The organism is Ruegeria sp. F5 (genome assembly GCF_056533845.1).
Genome location: NZ_JBQFOU010000014.1, coordinates 71,031 through 91,597 on the forward strand (window position 1 = coordinate 71,031; position 20,567 = coordinate 91,597).

A 20,567-nucleotide genomic window follows, 5' to 3' on the forward strand; every position below is an offset into this window, starting at 1 on the left:
AATGACCAATTCTCCGATCACAGGGCAAGCCGGTGCCTTTCTGTTTGAAGCCGAGGTCATCGGGCGGCACCCGGCAAAGTATTATCTGGATGAAAGCTGCGGATATATCTGGGTGGATAGTCCGACATGGCTGGAAGAAGCGTATAGTGATGCGATCGCGCTGACGGATACCGGAATCGTCGCGCGGAACCAGATAAACATCCGCAAGGTTTCCACCATCCTTCGCGCAAACGGTCTGGCCGACGCGCGCGGCGTCGACCTTGGCGGAGGGTACGGGCTGCTGGTACGGGGCCTGAGAGATGGCGGTTTGGACTTCCACTGGTCCGACCCTTACGCCGAAAATCTGCTGGCACGAGGGTTTGAGGCCAGTGGCGGAAATTATGCGGTCGCAACTGCTTTTGAAGTGCTGGAGCATTTGCCAAACCCTTTGGAGCATATCGAAAACGCCCGAGACCAGTTTGGTTTCGATACATTGCTGTTTTCGGCGACCTGCTTCGATCCGGGCGATCTTCCGCAGCGCGACTGGTGGTATTGGGCCTTTGAAACGGGCCAGCATATCAGTTTCTTCTCAGAACAATGCCTCGACTACATGGCTGCCAAATTGGGCATGAAAAAAGTGCATCTAAGCGGGGATATTTACGCGTTCACCGCTCTGGAGAAGTTTCGGTGGCCCGACCGTTGGCGGCGACGCTTCATTGACAGAAAGTACCGCCGCGCCAGCCTGACCCAGCAGGACTATGAAGAGATGAAGCAGCGGGTGAAGGGGGCTCGTCCGGGCACTGATGCCTAGTGCACATCGGTTTCCTGCTGAAGCCGCTGCCGCGCGATTTCCTCGTTCTTCTCGGCCTTTTGCTGATCCGCCATGCAGCGTTCCACAAAGTTAAGATGCTGTTCCACCGCATCCCGCGCCTTGGACGGATCGCGCGCCTGAAGAGCGGTGTTGATGGCGCGATGCTGGTTCAGGATGGCCTCGCGCGTGGCGCGTTGCTGGAACATTATTTGCCGGTTGTAGAACACGCCCTGCCGCAGCAGGTCGTACATCGAACGCATCATATGCAGCATGATGACGTTATGGCTGGCCTCGATAATGGCCATGTGAAACTCGGCATCCAAGCGGGCCTCGTCTTCGGCGGCATTGCGGGCATGCGCGGTTTCCATCTTGTCGAAAATGGTCTGGATCACCTTCAGGTCGCTGCCGGAGCCCAGCCGCGCGGCGCGTTCCGCCGCCAGCCCCTCCATGTCGCGCCGGAATGAGAGATAATCGAACACAGCCTCGTCATGGCTGCTGAACAGGCGGATCAGGGCAGGGGCAAAAGCCGACCCCAGAACCTCGGCCACGTAAATCCCCGACCCGGCCCTGGCGGTCAGCAATCCTTGTTCCTGCAACTCGGAAATCGCCTCGCGCAGCGAGGGGCGCGAAACGCCCATCCGGTCGGCCAGTTCGCGTTCCGGCGGCAGCCGTTCGCCGGGGCGCAGGATGCCCCGCAGGATCAGCAATTCGATCTGCCGGACGACGGCATGTGACAGCTTTTCAGTCTGAACTTTGTGAAAGGGCATTGGGCGTTCCGGAATTGGTCAAATCATATGACCACGCATCCAAACCGGGTTCAAGAAGCGGGGGATATCACAAAGGCTGAAATATTAGGTCAGTATTATTGACTTTAATTGAAGCGCGCCTAGGCTGCAAAAATCCAGATCGGAGGAGCCTGATGCCCACGCACCCGTTATTCGCCACCCGCACGTCCCGCATGAAAGCCTCGGAGATTCGCGAGTTGCTGAAACTGCTGGACCAGCCGGGCATCATTTCTTTTGCGGGCGGTATCCCCGACCCGGCCTTGTTCCCGGCGGATGCCTTTGCGCAGGCCTTTCAACAGGCACTGGGCCCGGACACTCAGGCGCAAGCGCTGCAGTATTCGGTCAGCGAGGGGTATGGTCCGCTGCGCGAATGGCTGGTCGATCACATGCGGCAGATCGGCGTGGATTGCGCGCTGGATAACGTCCTCATCACATCCGGCTCGCAACAGGCGCTGGATTATCTGGGGAAGCTTTACCTGTCCCCGGGTGACACGGCTTTGGTCGGATGGCCGACCTATCTTGGGGCGATTGCCGCCTTTAACGCCTATGAGCCCCGTTTTGACCGCCTTGGCATCGACGAAAACCGGGGCGCGGCGGAATATGCCGCCGCGGCGGGAGAGGGCCGGGTCAAGTTCGCCTATCTGTCGCCCGACTTCGCCAATCCGACCGGGCAAACCGTGGACCTGCGGGGCAGAGAGGCGCTGCTGAATCTGGTCGAGGAACTGGACTGCGCCGTGATCGAAGACGGCGCTTATCAGGCCCTGCGATATGACGGCGCGCCAATCCCGCCTGTTCTGGCGCTGGAACTGGCGCGCAAAGGGTCGATCGAGGCGTGCCGTACGATCTATTGCGGCAGCTTCTCGAAAACCCTGTCCCCCGGTCTTCGGATGGGCTGGGTGGTTGCGGCCAAGCCGATCATTTCGCAACTGGTTCTGATGAAACAGGCAGCCGATTTACACTCGGCCACGATCAATCAGATGGCAGTGCATCAGGTGGCGCAGGCCTGTTTTGACACGCACATCCCCAAAGTGCGTCAGGCCTACCGTGCGCGGCGCGATGCCATGCTGGCGGCGCTGGGGGCGCATATGCCAGATGGTGTTCAATGGACCCGGCCCGAAGGCGGTATGTTCATCTGGATGACCCTGCCGGTCGGGACCAGCGGGGGTGATCTGCTGGCCCGGGCTTTGGACACGGTCAAGGTCGCCTTTGTGCCGGGGCAGGCCTTTTTCCCCGATGGCAGCGGTGCCAATACTCTCCGCCTGAGTTTCTCGAACTCGGACGAGGACACGATCCGCGAGGGCATCCGCAGGTTGGGTGTGCTGCTGCGCGACTGACGGAAAGGTTCTGTTAACCATATTGCCCCATAGCTGGCGGCATGATCCGTTATCTGCCCCTTCTGCTGCTGGCCGCCTGTTCGGCTGGCACGCCTTACTTCCGCGATCAGCCCGCCACGCGTATCGCCGTGAACGGCAGTGTCTTTGACGTGCGCGTCCGCGACGAACTGGCTGAGGCGGTGCGTGTGAACCCGCAATACGCCCCGCGTCTGGGGCCGATCCGGGACCGGGCCGCAGTAGCCATGGCGCAGGTTTCGGGCTGTCCGATCCTCGATGTGCTGGGCGACGCGGCCGTGACGGTGGGTGTTTTAGGGTGCGACCGCGAGTTGGGGGAAAAGCTGATTTTCGGCGCGCTGCTCCGCCGCCCGTATGAATGCGTGAATTACGGCTATTCCGGCGGTTACGGCTATCAGGTCTTCGAATGTACGCCCTATTGAGATACGTGAGGCCGCGCGTAGTTTCGCCAAGATGTTGTGGATAACTTGGCCCAATATCCTATATCCTGCGCAATCACGTTGACACCTCCCCCCTCCGTTGCGCAGACTTCATAGCCAGAGGAATCATACCAAGAGCAGCCATTGCGCTTTAGCAAACTCAAACTGACCGGCTTTAAAAGCTTTGTGGACCCGACTGATCTGATCATCGCGGACGGGCTGACCGGTGTTGTGGGTCCCAATGGCTGCGGCAAGTCCAATCTGCTGGAAGCGCTGCGCTGGGTGATGGGGGAAAACCGCCCCAAATCCATGCGCGGCGGCGCGATGGAGGATGTGATTTTTGCCGGGGCCGCTACCCGGCCCGCGCGCAACTTTGCCGAGGTGGTCCTGACCATGGACAACTCGGAACGGCTGGCACCTTCGGGCTTCAATGACGCGGACCAGCTTGAGATTGTGCGCCGCATCACCCGCGACGTGGGAAGCGCCTATAAGACCAACGGCAAGGATGTTCGCGCCCGCGATGTGCAGATGCTGTTCGCCGACGCCTCGACCGGCGCGCATTCACCGGCGCTGGTGGGTCAGAACCGCATCGCCGAGCTGATCAACGCCAAACCCCGCGCCCGCCGCCGTATTCTGGAAGAGGCTGCGGGCATCTCGGGGCTCTACCAAAGGCGTCACGAGGCCGAGTTGAAGCTGAAAGGCACCGAGGCCAACCTGACCCGCGTTGATGACGTGTTGGAACAGTTGGGCGGCCAACTGGCGCAACTGGCCCGTCAGGCCCGTCAGGCTGCGCGCTACCGCGAGATTGGCGAGCAATTGCGTCAGGCCGAAGGGATGCTGCTCTATCGCCGCTGGAAGGAGGCCGACATGGCCCGTCAGGCGGCTGAAGAAAAGCTGCGCGAGCGGCTCACCGAAGCCTCGCGTGCCGAAGCCGCCGCCCGCGAAGCGGCCGCCAAACGTGCCGGGATTGAAGAAACCCTGCCGCCCCTGCGCGAGGAAGAGGCCATCGCCGCCGCCGTGCTGCAGCGCCAGCAGGTGCAGCGCGATCAGCTTTCGGATCAGGAAACCCGCGCGCGCCAGACCATCGAGACGCTGACCAACCGTATCCAGCAACTGGCCAATGATATTGAACGCGAAACCGGTCTGAACCGGGATGCCGGGCAGATGATCGAACGGCTGGAATGGGAGGCCCGCGAACTGGCCAAGGCCGCCGAGGGCCATGACGAGAAGGTCGCCGAGGCCGCCGAGATTGCCCGCGAGGCGGCTGCGGTTCTGCAGGATCGCGAGGATCACCTGTCGCAACAGACCGAGGATATGGCCCGTCTGGTCGCCCGCCACCAATCGGCACAGCGTTTGGTTGAGGACAGCCGGAAAACTCTGGCCCGCTCCGAAGGTGAGGAGGAAAAGGCCCGCCTTGCCGTGGATGAGGCGAAGTCCGCCCTGACCCGCGCCACTGAGGCGTTTGAGGCGGCGCAGGACGGCGAAGAAGAAGCCCGCGAAGCCGCCGAAGCCGCCGAAGAAGCGCTGGCCGCCGCCGATGAATTGCGCAACGAGACTCAGGCGCGCGAGGCCGAAGCCCGTGCTCAACGCTCTGAAGCCGAGGGCGAGTTGGGGGCCATTCGTGCCGAAACGACGGCGCTGGCGAAATTGGTCGAGCGCGACACGGCTGAAGGCGGCCAAGTGCTGGACCTGCTGCGCGTTGCCCCGGGCTATGAAAAGGCTTTGGGGGCGGCGCTGGCCGACGACCTGCGCGCGCCGCTGGTCGAAGGCGATGGACCCTCGGGCTGGGTGCAGGTCGCCGGCTATGACATCGACCAGCCTTTGCCCGATGGGGCCGAGCCGCTGGCCCTGCATGTGTCGGGCCCGGACCGCCTGAGCCGCCGGATCGCGCAGATCGGGCTGGTCGACGCAGATCAGGGCGCGCGGTTGCAGGCGTCGCTGAAACCCGGTCAACGGCTGGTCTCGCGCTCGGGCGATCTGTGGCGCTGGGACGGGTTCCGCGCCTGGGCCGAGGATGCGCCAAGTGCGGCAGCCCTGCGGCTGGAACAGCTAAACAAGCTTGAGGCGCTGAAACAGGAACTGTCCCGGACCGAGGCACAGGCCGAAGGGGCCCGCGCCGCGCACGAGGTCTTGTCGCAGCAACTGGCCGATGTGACCGAAGCCGACCGCCGCTCGCGCGAAGCGCGCCGCGCTGCCGATCAGCGCATGGCCGAAACCGCGCGGATGCTCAGCCGGGCCGAGGCGGATCGCAATCTGGCGCAGGGCAAGCTGGAAACCCTGACACTGGCCGTGGACCGCCACAAGGATGACGCCATGTCCGCCCGTGCGCAGCTGCGCGAAGCCGAGGGAGCGTTGAACAGCCTGGGCAATCTCGACAGCGCCCGCGCGCAGGTCGAGGACATCAAACAGACGGTCGAGGCGGCGCGGATCACCATGCTGACCCACCGCTCGACCCATGATGAATTGCGCCGCGAGGGCGAGGCACGGACCCGGCGCTCGCAAGAAGTGACCAAGGACCTCAGCGGCTGGAAACACCGGTTGGAGACCGCCGAGAAGCGGATTTCCGAATTGGCCGAGCGCAAGGAAGGCTCGGAAGAGGAACTCTCGGAAGCCATGGCCGCCCCCGGCGAAATCGCCGAGGCGCGCGAGGAACTGAACGAGCTGATCGAAACCGCCGAGACCCGCCGCGCCGAGGCCGCCGACAAGCTGGCCAAGGCCGAGACCCAGCAGCGCGAGGTTGTTCTGGCCGAGAGGGATGCGGAACGTCTGGCCTCGGAAGCGCGCGAAAGCCGCGCCGCGGCTGAGGCGCGGTGCGATGCCGCCAAGGAAAGCGTCACCGCCGCAGCGGAACGGATTGCCGAGGATCAGCAACTGACCCCGAACCAGTTGCTCAACCAGTTGGACGTGAACCCCGACCAGATGCCTGCCGCCGACGCGTTGGAGGCCGAGGTCAACCGCCACAAACGCCAGCGCGACGCGATGGGCGCGGTGAACCTGCGCGCCGAAGAGGACAGCAAAGAGGTTCAGGACGAATTCGACACGCTGAACAGCGAAAAGGCCGATCTGGAAGAGGCCATAAAAGCCCTGCGCAGCGGTATCGCCAGCCTCAACCGCGAAGGGCGCGAGCGTTTGCTGACGGCGTTTGAACAAGTGAATTCGAACTTTGCGATGCTGTTCAAACACCTGTTCGGCGGTGGTGAGGCCAATCTGGTCATGGTCGAAAGCGACGATCCGCTGGATGCCGGTCTGGAAATCATGTGCCAGCCGCCGGGCAAGAAGCTCTCGACCCTCAGCCTGTTGTCGGGCGGCGAACAGACCCTGACTGCAACGGCGCTGATCTTCGGTGTCTTCCTCGCCAACCCCGCGCCGATCTGTGTACTGGACGAGGTCGACGCGCCGCTGGATGACGCCAACGTCACCCGTTTCTGCGACCTGCTGGATGAGATGTGCCGCCAGACCGACACCCGCTTCCTGATCATCACCCACCACGCGGTGACGATGGCGCGGATGGACCGGCTGTTCGGCGTGACGATGCAGGAACAGGGCGTCAGCCAGTTGGTCTCGGTCGACCTGAAAAAAGCCGAGCAGATGGTCGCCTGAGCCATCACCGCAACGTTACGCCTGTTGCAGCGCGGTTCAGGCTAAACTGCCCGCATGACCCGCTTTCTGATCCTTGCCTTGCTGACCGCCGGTCCGGCCCTGGCCGCCGAATGGCCCACCAAACCCGGAGACGTCCCCCTGTCGCCCGAAGAGCTGGATGCGCTGGCCGGACGCACGCTGACTTTCTATGACGATGGGCAGTCGAAATTTTCCGATGACGGGGCCTATTCCTACACCTATTCCGCTGCCAATGGCGGCGGTACGGCATTCGGCACTTATTCCATCGCCGAGGACGGCAGCGTCTGCATCGCCTACCGCAACGGGTTCAGCCGATGCGATCTGTATGTGCGCAGCGGAGAGAGGTTGATCCTGATTGACGAGAAAGGGGATCGCTATCCGGTAAGGCCGGAGTAGTGCGAACATGAGCCTCAGATACCGATAGTCCCTTCAACTCGGGTGATAAAGTTGCGAGACTGTGTTCGTGACCGCGTCAGGCAATCGCCCAGCAAAGGACATACTTCGTGACTGAAGACACCAGACTCGCCCGTGGAATGAAACTCGGATCGCATGGTCGCCAGCAAAAGGACGGTGTTCTTACAATTCGCACCATTGCGATGCCTGCGGATACCAACCCGGCCGGAGACATCTTTGGCGGCTGGCTGATGTCGCAGATGGATCTGGCTGCGGGCAATATGGCGGCGCGTGTGGCGCAGGGGCGTTCGGCCACGGTCTCGGTCGAGGCCATGCAGTTTCTGCAGCCGGTCAAGGTTGGGGATGAGGTGACCCTCTATGCGGCGCTGACGCATGTCGGGCGCACATCCATCCGTATTCATGTGGATGTCTGGGCGCGTCCACGGCAATCGCAGAATGGGAAAAAGGTAACCGAAGCCGAATTCGTTTTTGTTGCGTTGGACGAAAACGGCGCGCCACGCCCGGTCTTTGCGGACGATTAAGGGCTATAACCTGTTCAACAACTCCGCCGTCGGCCACGCATCCGCAGGTAACCCCAGCCGCACCTGCTCGGCCTGAACCGCAGCGCGCGTGCCAGCCCCCAGAATGCCGTCGATCTTGCCCACGTCATACCCGCGTGCCTGCAGCTTGCTTTGCAACTGCTTCATCTGGGCCCCCGAAAGGCCCGGCGCCGGGTTGCCCGCGTCGTAAATCTGCGCGCCCTCGAGCCGGGTGCCGAAATAGGCGGCGGTCAGGACATAGACAAAACTTTGGTTCCATTCGAAATAGACGTCGAAGTTCGGGTAGGCCAGAAAGGCCGGCCCCTTGTGCCCCTGCGGCAGGATCAGCGAGGCGGGCAGGTTGGCCAGCGACCCGCTGCGGGCCTGTACGCCCATCGCTTGCCATTCGGAGACCGGGCGCGGTTTGCCGGGGCCGGACTGGGACCAATCCATCTGCGCCGGCACCGTCACTTCCTGCAACCACGGTTGGCCCGGTTGCCAACCCAGATGCGACAGCATCTTGGCCCCCGACATCAGTGCATCCGGGGCCGAGGTTTTTAGCGAGACCTTGCCATTGCCGTCGCCATCGACGCCGTTTTCCAGAATGTCGCGCGGCAGCATCTGGACCATGCCGATCTCACCAGCCCAGGCACCGGTGGTGCGGGCGGGGTCGAAATTGCCCTGGCTGTACAGCTCAATCGCGGCGAAGATTTGCGGGCGGAACAGCTCGGGGCGGCGGCAGTCATGGGCCAGCGTCACCAGCGCGTTGCGGGTGTTGAAATCGCCCTGAAAGGACCCGTAATCGGTCTCGAACGCCCAAAAGGCCAGCAGCACCCCACGCGAGATGCCGTATTCCTGTTCGATCCGGTCGAACACCGCGTCGTACTTGCCCGACATGGCCTTGCCCCGGTCGATCCGGTTTTGCGAGATCAGGCGGCGGGAGAATTCGATGAACGGTTTCTGGAACACACCCTGCGCCCGGTCGGCTTTGAGCACGGCGCCATCCTGCTGCACACCGTTGAAGAAGGCATTCACGGTGTTTTTGTCATAGCCCTGCTGGACCGCCTCGGCCTTCAGCCCTTTGACGAAGGAATTGAACCCGCCCCCGCATTGGGCAACAGCGGGCGAGGCGAGCAGGGCAGCGGCGACAACGCCAGAGAGAATGCGCATGGACAGGTCCGTTATAGAAAAAAGCTGACCCCAACCGACACTGACACGAGAGCAAGCGCAAGCCCCCAGACGCGCCACAGCATGCCGCATGCGCGGAAAATTTCCTTTGCGCCGATTTCGCGGGGGGCGTCACCGTTGACCCAAGCCAGATCGCGGACCTGCCCGTCATAGCTGCGCGGCCCGGCCAGGGCGACGTTCAGGGCGCGGGCCATGGCGGCCTCGGGCCAGCCTGCGTTGGGGGAAACGTGGTGAGTGGCGTCCGTGACGATACCTCGCCAGAGGCGCCACTGACCGGACAAAGCGACGATCATCCCGCAGGTCAGGCGGGCCGGGATCAGGTTCAGCAGGTCGTCGAACCGGGCCGAGGCCCAGCCGAACTCGCGGTATTTGTCGTTGCGGTAGCCGATCATGCTGTCCGCCGTATTGACGGCCTTGTAGATCAGAATGCCGGGCAGACCGGCGATCAGAAACCAGAACGCAGGCGCGATGACCCCGTCGCTGAGGTTTTCCGCCGCGCTTTCGATGGCAGACCGCGCGACCTGAGCCTCGGTCATGACCCGCGTGTCGCGCGAGACGATACGCCCGACCATAGCGCGGCCTTCGGGCAGCGAGGATTGCAGGGCTGTACCCACGTCCCGCACATGCGTGACCAGCGATTTCTGTGCCAGCAGGATGGCGCAGATCAACACCTCGGCCACCGGTCCCAACAGGGCCAGTGCCCACCCAACGATCCCGGCCGTCAGGATCAGAACAAGCAGAACCGCCACGCCCTTGATCCGCCGCCGCGCGCCGTGGTTGAGGCGCGTATCCAGCCAGCCGATCCAGTTGCCAATGACCACTGCCGGGTGCTTGACGCGGGACCACAGCCAGTCGGGTTCGCCCAAAGCGGCGTCAAGGCACAGGGCGCAGGCCAACAGCAGCGCGGTGCTCACAGTGCGGCCTCCAACCGGTGCCAGCCGTCCGAGGGGGGCAGGCCGAGGCGCAGATAGGTATGGGAATAGGGGAAGACGCGGCTCCAGATATGGGCGTGGGCCAGACGGTCCTGCCAAGTGGCGGCGTTGTCGACCTCGTAGAGGCGGAACAGTGTCGTGCCGCCGATCAGGGTCGCGCCTTTGCCGGTGATCAGGGCATCCAGCCGCGCGGCCTCATTCACCAGTTGGGCGCGAGTCGTGTCCGCCCAAACGGTGTCACGCAGCGCCTGCGTGCCAATGCGCAACGCCGGGCCGGACACCGCCCAGGGGCCGGTCAGATCGTTCAGGCGGGCGATCAGATCGGGATGGCCGATGGCAAACCCCAGCCGCAGCCCCGCCAGCCCCCAGAACTTGCCGAAACTCTTGAGCACGATCACTCCGGGTTGCTGCGCCAGATGGATCAGCGAGGCGTCGGGGCTTATGTCACAAAAGCTTTCGTCAATCACCGTCAGCGGCGCGTCGGCATCCAAGGCCTGCCAGACCCGCCCGTCGGGATTGTTCGGGTGCACGATAACGCGGGCGTCGGCGGGGCCTTGCCCGGTTACGTGCCAGCCCTGTGCCGTGAAAGCGGCTGCATGTTCGTTGTAGGTCGGCGCGGTGATCTGCACACGGCCCGGTTCGGCCAGCGCAGGAAGGCGCGCGATCAAGGCCGAGGCCCCGGGCGCGGGCAGAATCGCGGCCCCGTCAGGCACGTGCCAGAAGCTGCGCGCCGCGACCGACAGGCGCTCAAACGCGCCATGGTCGGGCAGCTCCGTCCAGTCCGAAGGTTGCAGGCCGGTAACCTCATAGGGATGCGGGTTGATCCCGGTCGACAGGTCGATCCAATCGCTGCGCGCGCCGCCATAGCGGGCCATGGCCCCGTCCAGCCCGCCGCCGTGATCGCGAATGCTGCGCGGGTTCAATCTGTCGTCCTGTTCCACCATTTGCCCTGCCGGAATCGCCGTGTTGGCCTGCTTCAAGCGGATTTTTGCCGCCCATACAAGCGAATCCGCCCGATCACAGCCCTGTGCGGGTGTCGTTAACACTTTGTTAAGGAAATCGCGTGATCACGGATCACAGGGGTCGGCACCAATCACCCTATCACGTGCCGAGGTTGTTGCAAATGAAAGTACTGATTGTTGAGAGTAACCCCGACCTTGGTCGGGTCTGGCAGCGGCATCTGCAAAGGCAGGGGGCCGAGGTCACACTGGTGGAAACGCAAGAGGCCGCGATCCTTGCGCTATATGGCGCGGATTTCGATATCATCGTGCTGGATCTGGTTCTGGAAACCGGCAGCGCGCTGGCTGTGGCCGACTTCGCCAGCTATCGCCGCCCCGAGGCGCGGGTGATTTTTGTCACCAACACCACCTTTTTCTCGGACGGGTCGATCTTTGCCCATAGTCCAAACGCCTGTGCCTATGTGCAAAGCGGAACGCCGCCAGAGGATCTGGCGGCGATGGTCGAACATTACGCGGCGGGCCGCTGATCCCGCCTATGGGGTTCGTGATAGTCCAGAACCGGGTTCGTCGGGATGATCCGGTGCGGATTGATGCTGTCATGGCTGTAATGATAGTGGCGCACGATGTGGGTCATATTCACTGTCTGTGCGACGCCCGGCCACTGGTACAATTCGCGGGTATAGGCCCACAGGTTCGGGTAATCGACCAGCCGCCGCCGGTTGCATTTGAAATGCAGGTGATAGACCGGATCGAACCGGATCAGTGTGGTGAACAGCCGCCAGTCGGCCTCGGTCAGGCGATCCCCCATCAGGTAGCGGTTTTGCGCCAGCCGCGCATCCAGCCAGTCCAGCGTGTCGAACAGGGGGTCAACGGCGGCGTCATAGGCCTGTTGGCTGGTGGCGAAGCCTGATTTGTAAACGCCATTGTTCACGTCGGAATAGATGCGGGCGTTGACCACTTCGATCTCATAGCGCATCGCTTCGGGCCAGTAATCGTCAGTGTTGCCGGTGATGCCGTCGAAAGCCGAGTTGAACATGCGGATGATTTCCGAGCTTTCGTTCGAGACAATCGTTTCCTGCTGCTTGTCCCACAGGATCGGAACCGTCACACGGCCCGAATAGGTCGGGTCGGCCTTGGAATAAATCTGATGGGCAAAGTCCAGCCCATAAAGGTCATCGCCCGTGGCCCCGTTGGTATCGGTCTCGAAGGTCCAGCCCTTGCTCAGCATGTCCGGATGCACGACGGACACCGAGATATGGTCGCTCAGGTCCTTCAACACGCGGAATATCAGCGTGCGGTGGGCCCAAGGGCAGGCGTGGCTGACATAGAGGTGATAGCGCCCGGCTTCGGCTCCGAATCCGCCCTTTCCCGATGGGCCTGCGCTGCCATCGGCGGTCAGCCAGTTGCGAAACTGTGCGGCGCTGCGTTTGAACGCCCCACCGGTGGATTCGGTGTCATACCAGGTGTCGTGCCATTCGCCGTCGACCAACAGGCCCATATCAAGTCCTCCGCATCTGTGTTTGAGCAAAGATAGGCCGGTGTTCCGCCTGTTCCTATGGCACCGCCCGCGCACCGGGCCTGCGCCCACGCACAGCCCGTGCCTGGGATGTCTACGCCACAGCAGGCGGGCAAGCGCAGCTATGTGATGTGGTTTACTGGATTTTTACAATCATTCCGGCACAATAAGGGGGTGTGAGCGGGGGAATAGATTTATGAGTACCTATGTTTCAAAGGAAATAAGCGCGGAATTGGATGCCGCGCGAATCGCCGGCCTGAAAAAGACCAGCCGTTTGCGGGTCGAATTGGGCGACAATACGTTCAAAATCCTCAAACTGTGGAAGGACGGGTTTTCGGTCGAGGCTGAAACGACCCCACGCCTGCGCGGGCTGGTCGATATTTATGACGGGGCCAACCACCTCTACCAATGCCTGATCATCGCGGATGAGGAAGAAGGCGGCGAGATGCGTTACGAATTCAAGCGCAGCACCGCCGCCCATGACAAAGCCCCGCTGGATTTCTACCGCGCCCCGGACGCACCGATTGCGCTGTTGGGGTACGAGGATTAGGGGCGGGTTTCGACCAGCCTTATTTTGCGTCGCTTATTGTAAATCGCCAAAGGCGGTTTTCAGCCGTTTGCAGGCCTCTTCCACCCGCGCGCGCTGGGTGGCCAGATTGAACCGCTCAAAGTTCTCCCCGCCCGCGCCAAACCCGGGGCCGGGAGAGGTCGCGATCCGTGCGTCCTCGCGCAGGCGGCGCACAAACTCGGGGTGATCCATCCCGGTGCCCGAGAAATCGACCCAGGCCAGATAGGTCGCCTGCAGGGGCATCGACCACAGGCCGGGAATCCCGGCGATGGTGGCATCGAACAGTTTCCGGTTGGACTCCAGATGGGCGACCTGCTCATCGACCCATTTCGCGCCTTCAGGCGAATAGGCGGCGGTGATCATCGCCACACCCAGCGCGCTTGGGTCGTAATCCAGCGTTTGCAACCGGTGGCGCATCTCAGCCCGCAGCTTGGCGTCCGGGATAATCATGTTTCCGGTGCGCTGACCTGCGATGTTGAACGTCTTGGACGCGGCGGTCAGCGTCACGGTCCAGGGGCGCGCGTCGGGGGCGGCCACATCCATCGGCACGAAACTATGGCCGGGGTAAACCAGATCGTGGTGAATCTCGTCCGATACCAGGATCAACCCGTTGCGCTCGGCAAACGCCGCCACTGCGCGCAGTTCGTCCGGCGTCCAGACCCGGCCCGAAGGGTTCTGAGGGGAACACCAAAGCAGCAGCTTTTCCGACCCGTCCAGTCGCGACTGTGCATCCTCCAGATCAAGGCCATAGCTGTCGCCTTCGCGCACCAGCGGGCATTCGACCACGCGGCGGCCCGCCTTGTTCACTTTGTGTGCGAACTCGTGATAGACGGGGGTGAAAATCGCCACGCCATCGCCGGGCTCACTCCAGACGTCGATGCACAGGGCAATCGCGTTGCCTAGGCCCTGCGAGGTCAGAATCCAATCGGTGTCGACCTCCCAATTGTGGCGGGTCTTCATCCACCACTGGATCGCGTTCAGATAATCCGGGTGCATCCACGAATAGCCAAACGCGCCATGATCTGCCGCTTTCCGCACCGCTTCGATCACGCAGGGCGCGGTGGCATAGTCGGAATCGGCTGTCCACATGGCCAGCCCGTCCTCGGGCGAGACGCCGTAGAGCCGCTCCATCTTGTCCCATTTCGAAGAGTTGGTGCCCCGGCGGTCGATCAGGTCGTTGAAAGTCATGTCATCTCCATCTGTCGGGGCGAAAGCTAACCACAAATCCATCAGGTGCAAGGGGGCCGTTGCGGTGGCGGGCGCGATGGCCTAAATCAGCCTCATGAAACGCACTATTTTGATCCATCCCGACCCCCGCCTGAAAAAGGTCTGCGCGCCGGTGGCCGATATCACCGACGATCTGCGCAAACTGGCCGATGACATGCTGGAGACGATGTATGACGCGCCCGGCATCGGCCTCGCTGCGCCCCAGATCGGCGTGCTGGACCGGCTGATCGTGGTGGATTGCGTCAAGGAAGAGGGCGAGGCCCCGCGCCCGCTGGTGATGTTCAACCCCGAGGTCATCGCGGCCTCGGACGAAACCAGCGTCTACGAGGAAGGCTGCCTGTCGATCCCCGAGCAATATGCCGAGGTCACGCGCCCGAAAGTGGTGGATGTGACGTGGCTGGACCGTGATGGCAATCTGCAGCAAGAGACTTTCGATGGCCTCTGGGCCACCTGCGTGCAGCACGAGATCGATCATCTGAACGGCAAGCTGTTCATCGACTATCTCAAGCCGCTCAAGCGCCAGATGATCACGCGCAAGATGCAGAAGCTCAAGCGTGAGAAGGCCCGCGCATGACGGTGCGGACCTGCCTGCCATGGCCCGATAAACGCCTGCGGACCAAGGCCGAGGACGTCACCGAAATCACCGACGACATCCGCGCCATCTGGAACGACATGATCGACACTATGGAGGCGATGCCGGGTGTCGGCCTTGCCGCGCCCCAGATCGGGGTGATGCTGCGGCTGGCGGTTGTGGATGGCTCGACCGAGCGGGGCCGCGCCGTGCGGCTTGCGAACCCCGAGATCCTGCACAGTTCCATCGAACTGCGCGAACATGATGAGGCCAGCCCGAACTTGCCCGGTGTCTCGGCCAAGGTGAAGCGCCCGCGGGCCGTTACGGTCAAATTCCTCAACCAACACGGCCAGATCGACCGCCGCGATTTCGTAGGGATCGAGGCGACCAGCGTGCAGCACCAGATCGACCATCTGAACGGGCGGATGTATTTCGACCGGCTCAGCAAGGTCAAACGCGACATGCTGCTGCGCAAGGCCAGAAAGCAGGGGTAGCGATGCGCGTCGTGTTCATGGGAACGCCCGATTTCTCGGTCCCGGTGCTGGATGCGCTGGTCGGGGCCGGGCATGAGATCGCCGCGGTCTACTGCCAGCCCCCGCGCCCGGCGGGACGGGGCAAAAAGGACCGCCCGACACCGGTGCATGCGCGCGCTGACGCGCTGGGTCTGGCCGTTCGGCACCCGGTTTCGCTGAAATCTGCCGAAGAACAGCAAGCCTTTGCCGCGCTGAATGCCGATGTGGCCGTGGTCGTGGCCTATGGTCTGATCCTGCCCCAGCCGGTTCTGGACGCGCCGACCCATGGCTGCCTGAACATCCATGCCAGCCTGTTGCCGCGCTGGCGGGGGGCTGCGCCGATCCACCGCGCGATCATGGCAGGCGATGCGCAGACCGGCATCTGCATCATGCAGATGGAGGCCGGGCTGGACACTGGCCCCGTTCTGCTGCGCGAGGTAACCGATATCGGGACTGAGGAAACGACGGCGCAACTGCATGACCGCCTGTCGATCATGGGGGCCGGACTTATCGTTGAGGCGTTGAACAAACTGCCCGGCCTGACCCCCGAACCGCAGCCCGAGGACGGCGTGACCTACGCCGCCAAGATCGACAAATCCGAGGCGCGGATCGATTGGTCGGCCCCCGCCGCCGAAGTTGACCGGCAGATACGCGGTCTTTCCCCGTTTCCCGGCGCATGGACCGAATTTGAGGGCGACCGGATCAAACTGCTCGCCTCGCGGCTGGCCGAAGGGCAGGGCGCTCCGGGCGAGGTGCTGGACGGCACTCTGCGCGTGGCGTGTGGCACCGGCGCGGTCGAACTGCTGCGCTTGCAAAGGGCGGGCAAAGGCGCGCAGGATAGGGAAACTTTCCTGCGGGGCTGGCCCATCCCGGTCGGCACTCGCCTGACTTCGGAGTAAGCAGATGTTCCTGATCCTGATGGGCACCGTGGTGATTGCCGGGATCGTGGGCTATCTGTCCGAGACGACCGGCTTTACCCATAACGGCTATCTGCAATCGATCATCATCTGTGTGGGCGGGGCCTTCCTGTTCTATTTCCTCCGTATCATGTTCGGCATCAGCTTCGGCCCGCCGGGGCTGGACGCGGTGCTGTCCTCAATCGGCGCGCTGATCATCGTGCCGACGCATTGGAGGAAATGACGTGCCCATCGTCACCGTGATCGTTATTGGGGCCGCTGTCGGCTTCCTCGCCACCCGCCTGATGCGGATTGAGGCGGACATCCGCACCACCATGCTGATCGGTATCGTCGGCGCGCTGGTGGCGGAGGCCCTGTTTCGAAACGTCCTGGGTTGGTATTCGGGCTTTACGGGCTCGGTTTTGGGCGCACTACTCGTGATCTGGATTCGGCAGGTTTGCACCCGCCGTCGACCTTAACGGAATTCGCAGATTTCTGCCGATCCCAGCTGAGGGGCGGTGCGGGTCGTCATGTCGAACCTGTTGGCCTCGGACGCCGTCATCCAGTGCATCTCATCCTCGGATGCGGCGTCCAGCGTGAACCAATAGAAGTCCGGGTCCGCGCCGATATCTTCGAAATAGTCGAGGTATCGGTCGTGTTCCGGGTGATCCTCGGGCAGGTCTGCGGCGACATAGCCCCCACCACCCCAGCTGTGGACACCGACGCAGGCGCCGGGTTCCAGCACGCGCCGGTTGCCCGCCAGAAACAGGTCCGTTCCGCCCGAGGCAACCAGCCCGTCGGATGGCACCACCGTATCGAACCCTTCCTGCCGCACCACGCGGCTGAAGACGACGTTGGCGTCATCATCGACCGAGCCTTCGATATTCTGCAGCACCAGTGTTCTGATCTCGGGGTTTTCGTCGATCACCTCCTCAAAGGCGCTTAGGGTTCTGTGGTCGATCGTGCCGGTTGCGACGATCCGATCCCCGTCGGCGGTGAAGCTGATCGGCGTGTACGGGTCCGCGCAGGCCACCAACAGCGACAAGGCAGCCGGACAGAGAAATCGGAGGGTCATTGGCATCTTTCTTTCCTTACCCTAGCTCCGCGGCGGCCGCGCTTTGTAGACCGGCAACTGCCAGCCAAACAGCAGCGATCCCGCACGCAGCGCCCAGCAGGTCAAGGCGCATAATCCCAGCGCGGGCAGGCCTTCGAGCCCCAGACGCGTCACCAGCACCGCCATCAAGGCGCCGGCAAACGCGCACGAGACGTAAAGCTCGCCCTGTTTCAGCACCAGCGGCACCTCGTTGCAGACCACGTCGCGCATCAGCCCGCCCAGACAGCCCGTGGTGACCCCCATCAGCACCACGATGATGCCGGACTGGCCCAGCGAAAGGGCCGCGCCCGTGCCAGCCGCGACTGCAATGGACAGGGCGAAACTGTCCAGCCAGATCAGCCAATTGTACCGGCTTTCCACCAGATGTGCGGTGAAAAAGACCAGCACCGCCGCACCAACCGCGATCAGGATGTAATCCGGCTGGCCGACCCAGAAAACCGGGTGCCGGTCCAGCAGCAGGTCACGCACCGTGCCGCCGCCAACTGCCGTCAGGCAGGCGATGAAAGCAAAGCCCACCAGATCAAGCTGCGCCCGGCTGGCCACCAGCGCGCCGGTCAGCGCGAAGACCAGAACCGAGGCATAGTCCAGCAGGGCAAGCCCGCTCACGCCTGCGCCTTTTTCGGTTTGAACGGAGCCATGCCCGCCCGGGCCAGTTCATCGGCCTTTTCGTTTTCGGGGTGGCCCGCGTGGCCCTTGACCCATTCCCAGGTGACATCGTGCCGGGTCTGCGCCTCATCCAGCCGCTGCCACAGATCGACATTCTTGACCGGCTTCTTGTTCGAGGTTTTCCAGCCGTTCTGCTTCCACCCGAAAATCCACCCCGTCACGCCGTTCTTCACATACGCGCTGTCGGTGACGACGGTGATGGTCGAAGGGCGTTCGAGCGTCTCAAGCGCGCTGATCGCCGCCAGCAATTCCATGCGGTTGTTGGTGGTTTCGGCCTCACCGCCGTTCAGTTCGCGTTCCTTCAGAACGGTCTCGCCATCCATCGCGCGCAGCAGCACGCCCCAGCCACCAGGGCCGGGATTGCCGGAGCAGGCGCCATCGGTATAGGCAAACAGCTCAGGCATGGGCCAGCACCAGAATGAACCCGTCATAAGACCCGGCCAGACCTTTGCCAACGCCGGTCGTGACCTGATTGATGGTGAACCCGACCCGGGCCAGCGCGTCCTCAATCTCGGTCTGTGAGTAATAGGTGTAGTAGCGGTCCAGTTCGTCGCGGTGCTCTCCGCTTCCCAGTTTCAGGCCGAGGAAGAAGATGCCCTTGGGCTTCAGGGCCCGGTGGATTGCGGCCAGATGCCGGGGAAAATCTGCGCGCGGGGCATGAAGCAGGGAAAAGCTGGCATAGACGCCGTCAAATTCCGCCACTTCGGTGACGTCATCAAACGTCCCCAGATGCGCTTCGATACCACAGTCGCGGGCATGGTCGATAAAGGCCGGGGTCGCATCCAGCGCGCGCACCTTTAGCCCTGCACGCTGAAAAAACGCGCTGTCGGAACCGGGGCCGGACCCCAGATCCAGCACGTAACCGCCCGCGACAACTGCGTCGGCAAAGCCTGTGCGCGCCTTTAGTTGTTCGGCGGGCAGAGGGATGCTCAGGTATTCGGACACACGCTTGGTATAGGCATTGATCGTTTTCTGATCGGTCACAGGTACACTCCGACAGACAGGCACAGGATGACGATGGCGGTCAGCAGGATGCGCAGCTTCATCCACCAGCGCGGGGCCAGACCCCAATACCAGAACAGCGCGTCCAGAAACAGCAGCCCGGCAAAGCCCATGATCAGGTTGATCCCGGCACTGACCGGCCCGCCGCCCGTCGTGAAAAACGCCCACAGTGCAGGCAGAACCGACAGCGTGTAACAGAGTGTCGCCTTGCTGCCGGATGTCTTGGTGGCAAAGCCCCACAGGATGCCGGACATGAAACTCAGGATCACCGAGCCGTAGAACAGTTGCACATAAGGCCCGACGAACCGCGACCCCAGCGCCTGACGGCCCCAGTCGTTCAAATCGCCGCTCAGATAGGTCAGCGCGCCCCAGACAAAGGGGATCAACCCCGCAAGGCCCAGATACAACGGGGCCTTGGGTGCGCCGTTCATGCCGGTTGCCGCAAAACCCGCGGCACTTTGAATTCGACGTTTTCCTGCGCGGTCTCGACCAGTTCGACCGTCACGTCATAGTGATCGCGGAAGGCGTCGATCACCTCGTTGACCAGAACCTCGGGGGCCGAGGCCCCTGCGGTGATCGCGATGGTTGAAATACCCTGCAGGGCGCGCCAGTCGATCTCGGTCGCGCGCTGCACCAGTTGCGCATAGTCGCATCCGGCGCGCGAGGCGACCTCGACCAGACGGCGTGAATTGGATGAGTTCGGCGCGCCGACCACCAGCAGGGCATCGGATTTCGGGGCCACGGCCTTCACGGCCTCTTGCCGGTTGGTAGTGGCGTAGCAGATGTCTTCCTTGTGCGGCCCGACGATGGCGGGGAACCGCGCCTGCAACGCTGCGATGATATCCTTGGTGTCATCCACCGACAGCGTGGTCTGGGTCACAAAGGCCAGTTTCGCGGGATCGCGCACAGCGACCTCAGCCACATCCTCGACGGTTTCGACCAGCAGCACCTCGCCATCGGGCAGTTGCCCCATGGTGCCAACCGTCTCGGGGTGGCCCTTGTGACCGATCATGATCATCTGCAACCCGGCATCCGCATGGCGTTGCGCCTCGACATGCACTTTCGAGACCAGCGGGCAGGTGGCATCCACATAGATCATCTCGCGCCGCTCCGCCGTTGCGGGCACCGATTTCGGCACACCATGGGCCGAGAAGATCACCGGGCGGTCATTGGGGCATTCATCCAGTTCCTCGACAAACACCGCGCCCTTGGCGCGCAGCCCGTCCACGACGAATTTGTTATGCACGATCTCATGCCGCACATAGACCGGCGCGCCCCATTTCTGCAGAGCCATCTCGACGATCTTGATGGCGCGGTCCACACCGGCGCAGAACCCGCGCGGCGCGGCCAGATAAAGTGTCAGTGGCGGCTTGGTCATGTCGCTGTCTCCTTGGGGCACAGGTAAGTCTTTTCCTTGCCTTGGTCCAGACAGGACCGCGTCATTCATCTGACATGAATCGGTGCTAGCCAGTAGCTGTTTGAGCACCTGACCATAGTTAAAGAGGCGCGGCCAGGGTGTTAAG

At 62.8% G+C, this 20,567-nt stretch carries 25 protein-coding genes; 13 read left to right on the plus strand and 12 right to left on the minus strand.

All coding sequences use genetic code 11. The features are described 5' to 3' along the window. Position 1 precedes the first annotated feature (1 nt). Entirely contained in the window at positions 2–790 is a 789-nt protein-coding gene (locus ACR0K1_RS18945; RefSeq protein WP_480612280.1) for a class I SAM-dependent methyltransferase, read from the plus strand. Here ACR0K1_RS18945 and ACR0K1_RS18950 read toward each other — a convergent pair. After that, positions 787–1,557, minus strand: coding sequence for an FCD domain-containing protein (locus ACR0K1_RS18950; RefSeq protein WP_480612282.1), 771 nt, complete (start codon positions 1,555–1,557; stop codon positions 787–789). The genes ACR0K1_RS18945 and ACR0K1_RS18950 overlap by 4 nt on opposite strands. A gap of 152 nt (positions 1,558–1,709) precedes the next feature. On the opposite strand from ACR0K1_RS18950, the gene ACR0K1_RS18955 reads away from it, so the two are divergent. The 5 genes from ACR0K1_RS18955 to ACR0K1_RS18975 all read left to right on the plus strand — a co-directional run bounded on the left by ACR0K1_RS18955 (position 1,710) and on the right by ACR0K1_RS18975 (position 7,896). After that, positions 1,710–2,909, plus strand: a complete 1,200-nt coding sequence (locus ACR0K1_RS18955) for an aminotransferase-like domain-containing protein (protein ID WP_480612284.1) — start codon at positions 1,710–1,712, stop codon at positions 2,907–2,909. Positions 2,910–2,950: 41 nt separating this feature from the next. Continuing rightward, positions 2,951–3,346, plus strand: a complete 396-nt coding sequence (locus ACR0K1_RS18960; RefSeq protein WP_480818231.1) for a hypothetical protein — start codon at positions 2,951–2,953, stop codon at positions 3,344–3,346. 141 nt (positions 3,347–3,487) lie between these two features. Beyond that, on the plus strand, positions 3,488–6,943 hold the full coding sequence (locus ACR0K1_RS18965) for a chromosome segregation SMC family protein (RefSeq protein WP_480851505.1): 3,456 nt from the start codon (positions 3,488–3,490) through the stop codon (positions 6,941–6,943). A gap of 54 nt (positions 6,944–6,997) precedes the next feature. Continuing rightward, positions 6,998–7,357 carry a hypothetical protein gene (locus ACR0K1_RS18970; protein ID WP_480612290.1) on the plus strand — a complete coding sequence of 120 codons (360 nt, stop codon included), beginning with the start codon at positions 6,998–7,000 and terminating at the stop codon, positions 7,355–7,357. Positions 7,358–7,494: 137 nt separating this feature from the next. Continuing rightward, positions 7,495–7,896 carry an acyl-CoA thioesterase gene (locus tag ACR0K1_RS18975; RefSeq protein WP_480612414.1) on the plus strand — a complete coding sequence of 134 codons (402 nt, stop codon included), beginning with the start codon at positions 7,495–7,497 and terminating at the stop codon, positions 7,894–7,896. Between the two features lie 3 nt (positions 7,897–7,899). Here the strand turns inward: ACR0K1_RS18975 and ACR0K1_RS18980 are convergent, their stop codons facing one another. The 3 genes from ACR0K1_RS18980 to cobD are packed head-to-tail and all read right to left on the minus strand — an operon-like array spanning position 7,900 to position 10,957. After that, positions 7,900–9,063 (minus strand): lytic murein transglycosylase, encoded by a 1,164-nt coding sequence (locus ACR0K1_RS18980; protein ID WP_480612292.1) that lies wholly within the window; start codon positions 9,061–9,063, stop codon positions 7,900–7,902. Positions 9,064–9,074: 11 nt separating this feature from the next. Further along, entirely contained in the window at positions 9,075–9,995 is a 921-nt protein-coding gene (gene cbiB / locus ACR0K1_RS18985) for an adenosylcobinamide-phosphate synthase CbiB (RefSeq protein WP_480612294.1), read from the minus strand. Further along, entirely contained in the window at positions 9,992–10,957 is a 966-nt protein-coding gene (cobD, locus tag ACR0K1_RS18990; protein WP_480612416.1) for a threonine-phosphate decarboxylase CobD, read from the minus strand. Before cobD ends, cbiB begins: the two co-directional genes overlap by 4 nt. 179 nt (positions 10,958–11,136) lie before the next feature. Here cobD and ACR0K1_RS18995 point away from each other — a divergent pair, with 179 nt between their 5' ends. Beyond that, positions 11,137–11,499, plus strand: a complete 363-nt coding sequence (locus tag ACR0K1_RS18995) for a response regulator transcription factor (RefSeq protein WP_480612296.1) — start codon at positions 11,137–11,139, stop codon at positions 11,497–11,499. Here the strand turns inward: ACR0K1_RS18995 and ACR0K1_RS19000 are convergent. Next, a complete protein-coding gene (locus tag ACR0K1_RS19000; RefSeq protein ID WP_480612297.1) occupies positions 11,481–12,470 on the minus strand; it encodes a glutathione S-transferase family protein in 990 nt (329 codons plus the stop codon). The genes ACR0K1_RS18995 and ACR0K1_RS19000 overlap by 19 nt on opposite strands. A 214-nt stretch (positions 12,471–12,684) precedes the next feature. On the opposite strand from ACR0K1_RS19000, the gene ACR0K1_RS19005 reads away from it, so the two are divergent. After that, on the plus strand, positions 12,685–13,038 hold the full coding sequence (locus ACR0K1_RS19005; RefSeq protein WP_480612298.1) for a hypothetical protein: 354 nt from the start codon (positions 12,685–12,687) through the stop codon (positions 13,036–13,038). Positions 13,039–13,071: 33 nt separating this feature from the next. Here the strand turns inward: ACR0K1_RS19005 and ACR0K1_RS19010 are convergent, their stop codons facing one another. Then, positions 13,072–14,244 (minus strand): MalY/PatB family protein, encoded by a 1,173-nt coding sequence (locus ACR0K1_RS19010; RefSeq protein WP_480851506.1) that lies wholly within the window; start codon positions 14,242–14,244, stop codon positions 13,072–13,074. 94 nt (positions 14,245–14,338) lie between these two features. Here ACR0K1_RS19010 and def (ACR0K1_RS19015) point away from each other — a divergent pair, with 94 nt between their 5' ends. The 5 genes from def (ACR0K1_RS19015) to ACR0K1_RS19035 are packed head-to-tail and all read left to right on the plus strand — an operon-like array spanning position 14,339 to position 16,741. Next, complete coding sequence (gene def, locus ACR0K1_RS19015) at positions 14,339–14,857, plus strand: peptide deformylase (protein ID WP_480612302.1); 519 nt, start codon at positions 14,339–14,341, stop codon at positions 14,855–14,857. Then, positions 14,854–15,348: a peptide deformylase gene (gene def, locus ACR0K1_RS19020; protein WP_480612304.1), complete on the plus strand. Its 495-nt coding sequence runs from the start codon at positions 14,854–14,856 to the stop codon at positions 15,346–15,348. The genes def (ACR0K1_RS19015) and def (ACR0K1_RS19020) overlap by 4 nt, the downstream gene beginning before the upstream one ends. Positions 15,349–15,350: 2 nt before the next feature. Beyond that, entirely contained in the window at positions 15,351–16,265 is a 915-nt protein-coding gene (gene fmt, locus ACR0K1_RS19025; RefSeq protein WP_480612306.1) for a methionyl-tRNA formyltransferase, read from the plus strand. Between the two features lie 4 nt (positions 16,266–16,269). Continuing rightward, a complete protein-coding gene (locus ACR0K1_RS19030; RefSeq protein ID WP_480612308.1) occupies positions 16,270–16,506 on the plus strand; it encodes a hypothetical protein in 237 nt (78 codons plus the stop codon). 1 nt (position 16,507) lies between these two features. After that, positions 16,508–16,741, plus strand: a complete 234-nt coding sequence (locus ACR0K1_RS19035) for a GlsB/YeaQ/YmgE family stress response membrane protein (RefSeq protein WP_480851507.1) — start codon at positions 16,508–16,510, stop codon at positions 16,739–16,741. On the opposite strand, the gene ACR0K1_RS19040 is transcribed toward ACR0K1_RS19035, so the two are convergent. From ACR0K1_RS19040 to ispH, 6 genes are read right to left on the minus strand one after another with little or no spacing between them, the layout of a single operon-like run. Beyond that, positions 16,738–17,343, minus strand: a complete 606-nt coding sequence (locus ACR0K1_RS19040; RefSeq protein WP_480612312.1) for a COG3904 family protein — start codon at positions 17,341–17,343, stop codon at positions 16,738–16,740. The two genes, ACR0K1_RS19035 and ACR0K1_RS19040, sit on opposite strands and share 4 nt — an antisense overlap. A 15-nt stretch (positions 17,344–17,358) precedes the next feature. Continuing rightward, the gene (locus ACR0K1_RS19045; protein WP_480612314.1) at positions 17,359–17,982 is read right to left on the minus strand and encodes a trimeric intracellular cation channel family protein; all 624 of its coding nucleotides are present in this window, start codon (positions 17,980–17,982) and stop codon (positions 17,359–17,361) included. Then, the gene (gene rnhA, locus ACR0K1_RS19050) at positions 17,979–18,446 is read right to left on the minus strand and encodes a ribonuclease HI (protein WP_480851508.1); all 468 of its coding nucleotides are present in this window, start codon (positions 18,444–18,446) and stop codon (positions 17,979–17,981) included. Before rnhA ends, ACR0K1_RS19045 begins: the two co-directional genes overlap by 4 nt. Continuing rightward, positions 18,439–19,026 carry a class I SAM-dependent methyltransferase gene (locus ACR0K1_RS19055; protein ID WP_480612317.1) on the minus strand — a complete coding sequence of 196 codons (588 nt, stop codon included), beginning with the start codon at positions 19,024–19,026 and terminating at the stop codon, positions 18,439–18,441. The genes rnhA and ACR0K1_RS19055 overlap by 8 nt, the downstream gene beginning before the upstream one ends. Next, on the minus strand, positions 19,023–19,475 hold the full coding sequence (locus ACR0K1_RS19060) for a DUF3429 domain-containing protein (RefSeq protein ID WP_480612319.1): 453 nt from the start codon (positions 19,473–19,475) through the stop codon (positions 19,023–19,025). Before ACR0K1_RS19060 ends, ACR0K1_RS19055 begins: the two co-directional genes overlap by 4 nt. Then, positions 19,472–20,422 (minus strand): 4-hydroxy-3-methylbut-2-enyl diphosphate reductase, encoded by a 951-nt coding sequence (gene ispH, locus ACR0K1_RS19065; RefSeq protein ID WP_480612321.1) that lies wholly within the window; start codon positions 20,420–20,422, stop codon positions 19,472–19,474. The genes ACR0K1_RS19060 and ispH overlap by 4 nt, the downstream gene beginning before the upstream one ends. Between the last annotated feature and the right edge of the window lie 145 nt (positions 20,423–20,567).

Excerpts from the sequence above, each read along its gene's own strand:
- ACR0K1_RS18945 (WP_480612280.1), top strand. The coding sequence starts at position 2 with ATGACCAATTCTCCGATCACAGGGCAAGCCGGTGCCTTTCTGTTTGAA.
- ACR0K1_RS18950 (WP_480612282.1), bottom strand. The coding sequence starts at position 1,557 with ATGCCCTTTCACAAAGTTCAGACTGAAAAGCTGTCACATGCCGTCGTC.
- ACR0K1_RS18955 (WP_480612284.1), top strand. The coding sequence starts at position 1,710 with ATGCCCACGCACCCGTTATTCGCCACCCGCACGTCCCGCATGAAAGCC.
- ACR0K1_RS18960 (WP_480818231.1), top strand. The coding sequence starts at position 2,951 with ATGATCCGTTATCTGCCCCTTCTGCTGCTGGCCGCCTGTTCGGCTGGC.
- ACR0K1_RS18970 (WP_480612290.1), top strand. The coding sequence starts at position 6,998 with ATGACCCGCTTTCTGATCCTTGCCTTGCTGACCGCCGGTCCGGCCCTG.
- ACR0K1_RS18975 (WP_480612414.1), top strand. The coding sequence starts at position 7,495 with ATGAAACTCGGATCGCATGGTCGCCAGCAAAAGGACGGTGTTCTTACA.
- ACR0K1_RS18980 (WP_480612292.1), bottom strand. The coding sequence starts at position 9,063 with ATGCGCATTCTCTCTGGCGTTGTCGCCGCTGCCCTGCTCGCCTCGCCC.
- cobD (WP_480612416.1), bottom strand. The coding sequence starts at position 10,957 with ATGGTGGAACAGGACGACAGATTGAACCCGCGCAGCATTCGCGATCAC.
- ACR0K1_RS18995 (WP_480612296.1), top strand. The coding sequence starts at position 11,137 with ATGAAAGTACTGATTGTTGAGAGTAACCCCGACCTTGGTCGGGTCTGG.
- ACR0K1_RS19000 (WP_480612297.1), bottom strand. The coding sequence starts at position 12,470 with ATGGGCCTGTTGGTCGACGGCGAATGGCACGACACCTGGTATGACACC.
- ACR0K1_RS19005 (WP_480612298.1), top strand. The coding sequence starts at position 12,685 with ATGAGTACCTATGTTTCAAAGGAAATAAGCGCGGAATTGGATGCCGCG.
- ACR0K1_RS19010 (WP_480851506.1), bottom strand. The coding sequence starts at position 14,244 with ATGACTTTCAACGACCTGATCGACCGCCGGGGCACCAACTCTTCGAAA.
- def (WP_480612302.1), top strand. The coding sequence starts at position 14,339 with ATGAAACGCACTATTTTGATCCATCCCGACCCCCGCCTGAAAAAGGTC.
- def (WP_480612304.1), top strand. The coding sequence starts at position 14,854 with ATGACGGTGCGGACCTGCCTGCCATGGCCCGATAAACGCCTGCGGACC.
- fmt (WP_480612306.1), top strand. The coding sequence starts at position 15,351 with ATGCGCGTCGTGTTCATGGGAACGCCCGATTTCTCGGTCCCGGTGCTG.
- ACR0K1_RS19030 (WP_480612308.1), top strand. The coding sequence starts at position 16,270 with ATGTTCCTGATCCTGATGGGCACCGTGGTGATTGCCGGGATCGTGGGC.
- ACR0K1_RS19040 (WP_480612312.1), bottom strand. The coding sequence starts at position 17,343 with ATGCCAATGACCCTCCGATTTCTCTGTCCGGCTGCCTTGTCGCTGTTG.
- rnhA (WP_480851508.1), bottom strand. The coding sequence starts at position 18,446 with ATGCCTGAGCTGTTTGCCTATACCGATGGCGCCTGCTCCGGCAATCCC.
- ACR0K1_RS19060 (WP_480612319.1), bottom strand. The coding sequence starts at position 19,475 with ATGAACGGCGCACCCAAGGCCCCGTTGTATCTGGGCCTTGCGGGGTTG.
- ispH (WP_480612321.1), bottom strand. The coding sequence starts at position 20,422 with ATGACCAAGCCGCCACTGACACTTTATCTGGCCGCGCCGCGCGGGTTC.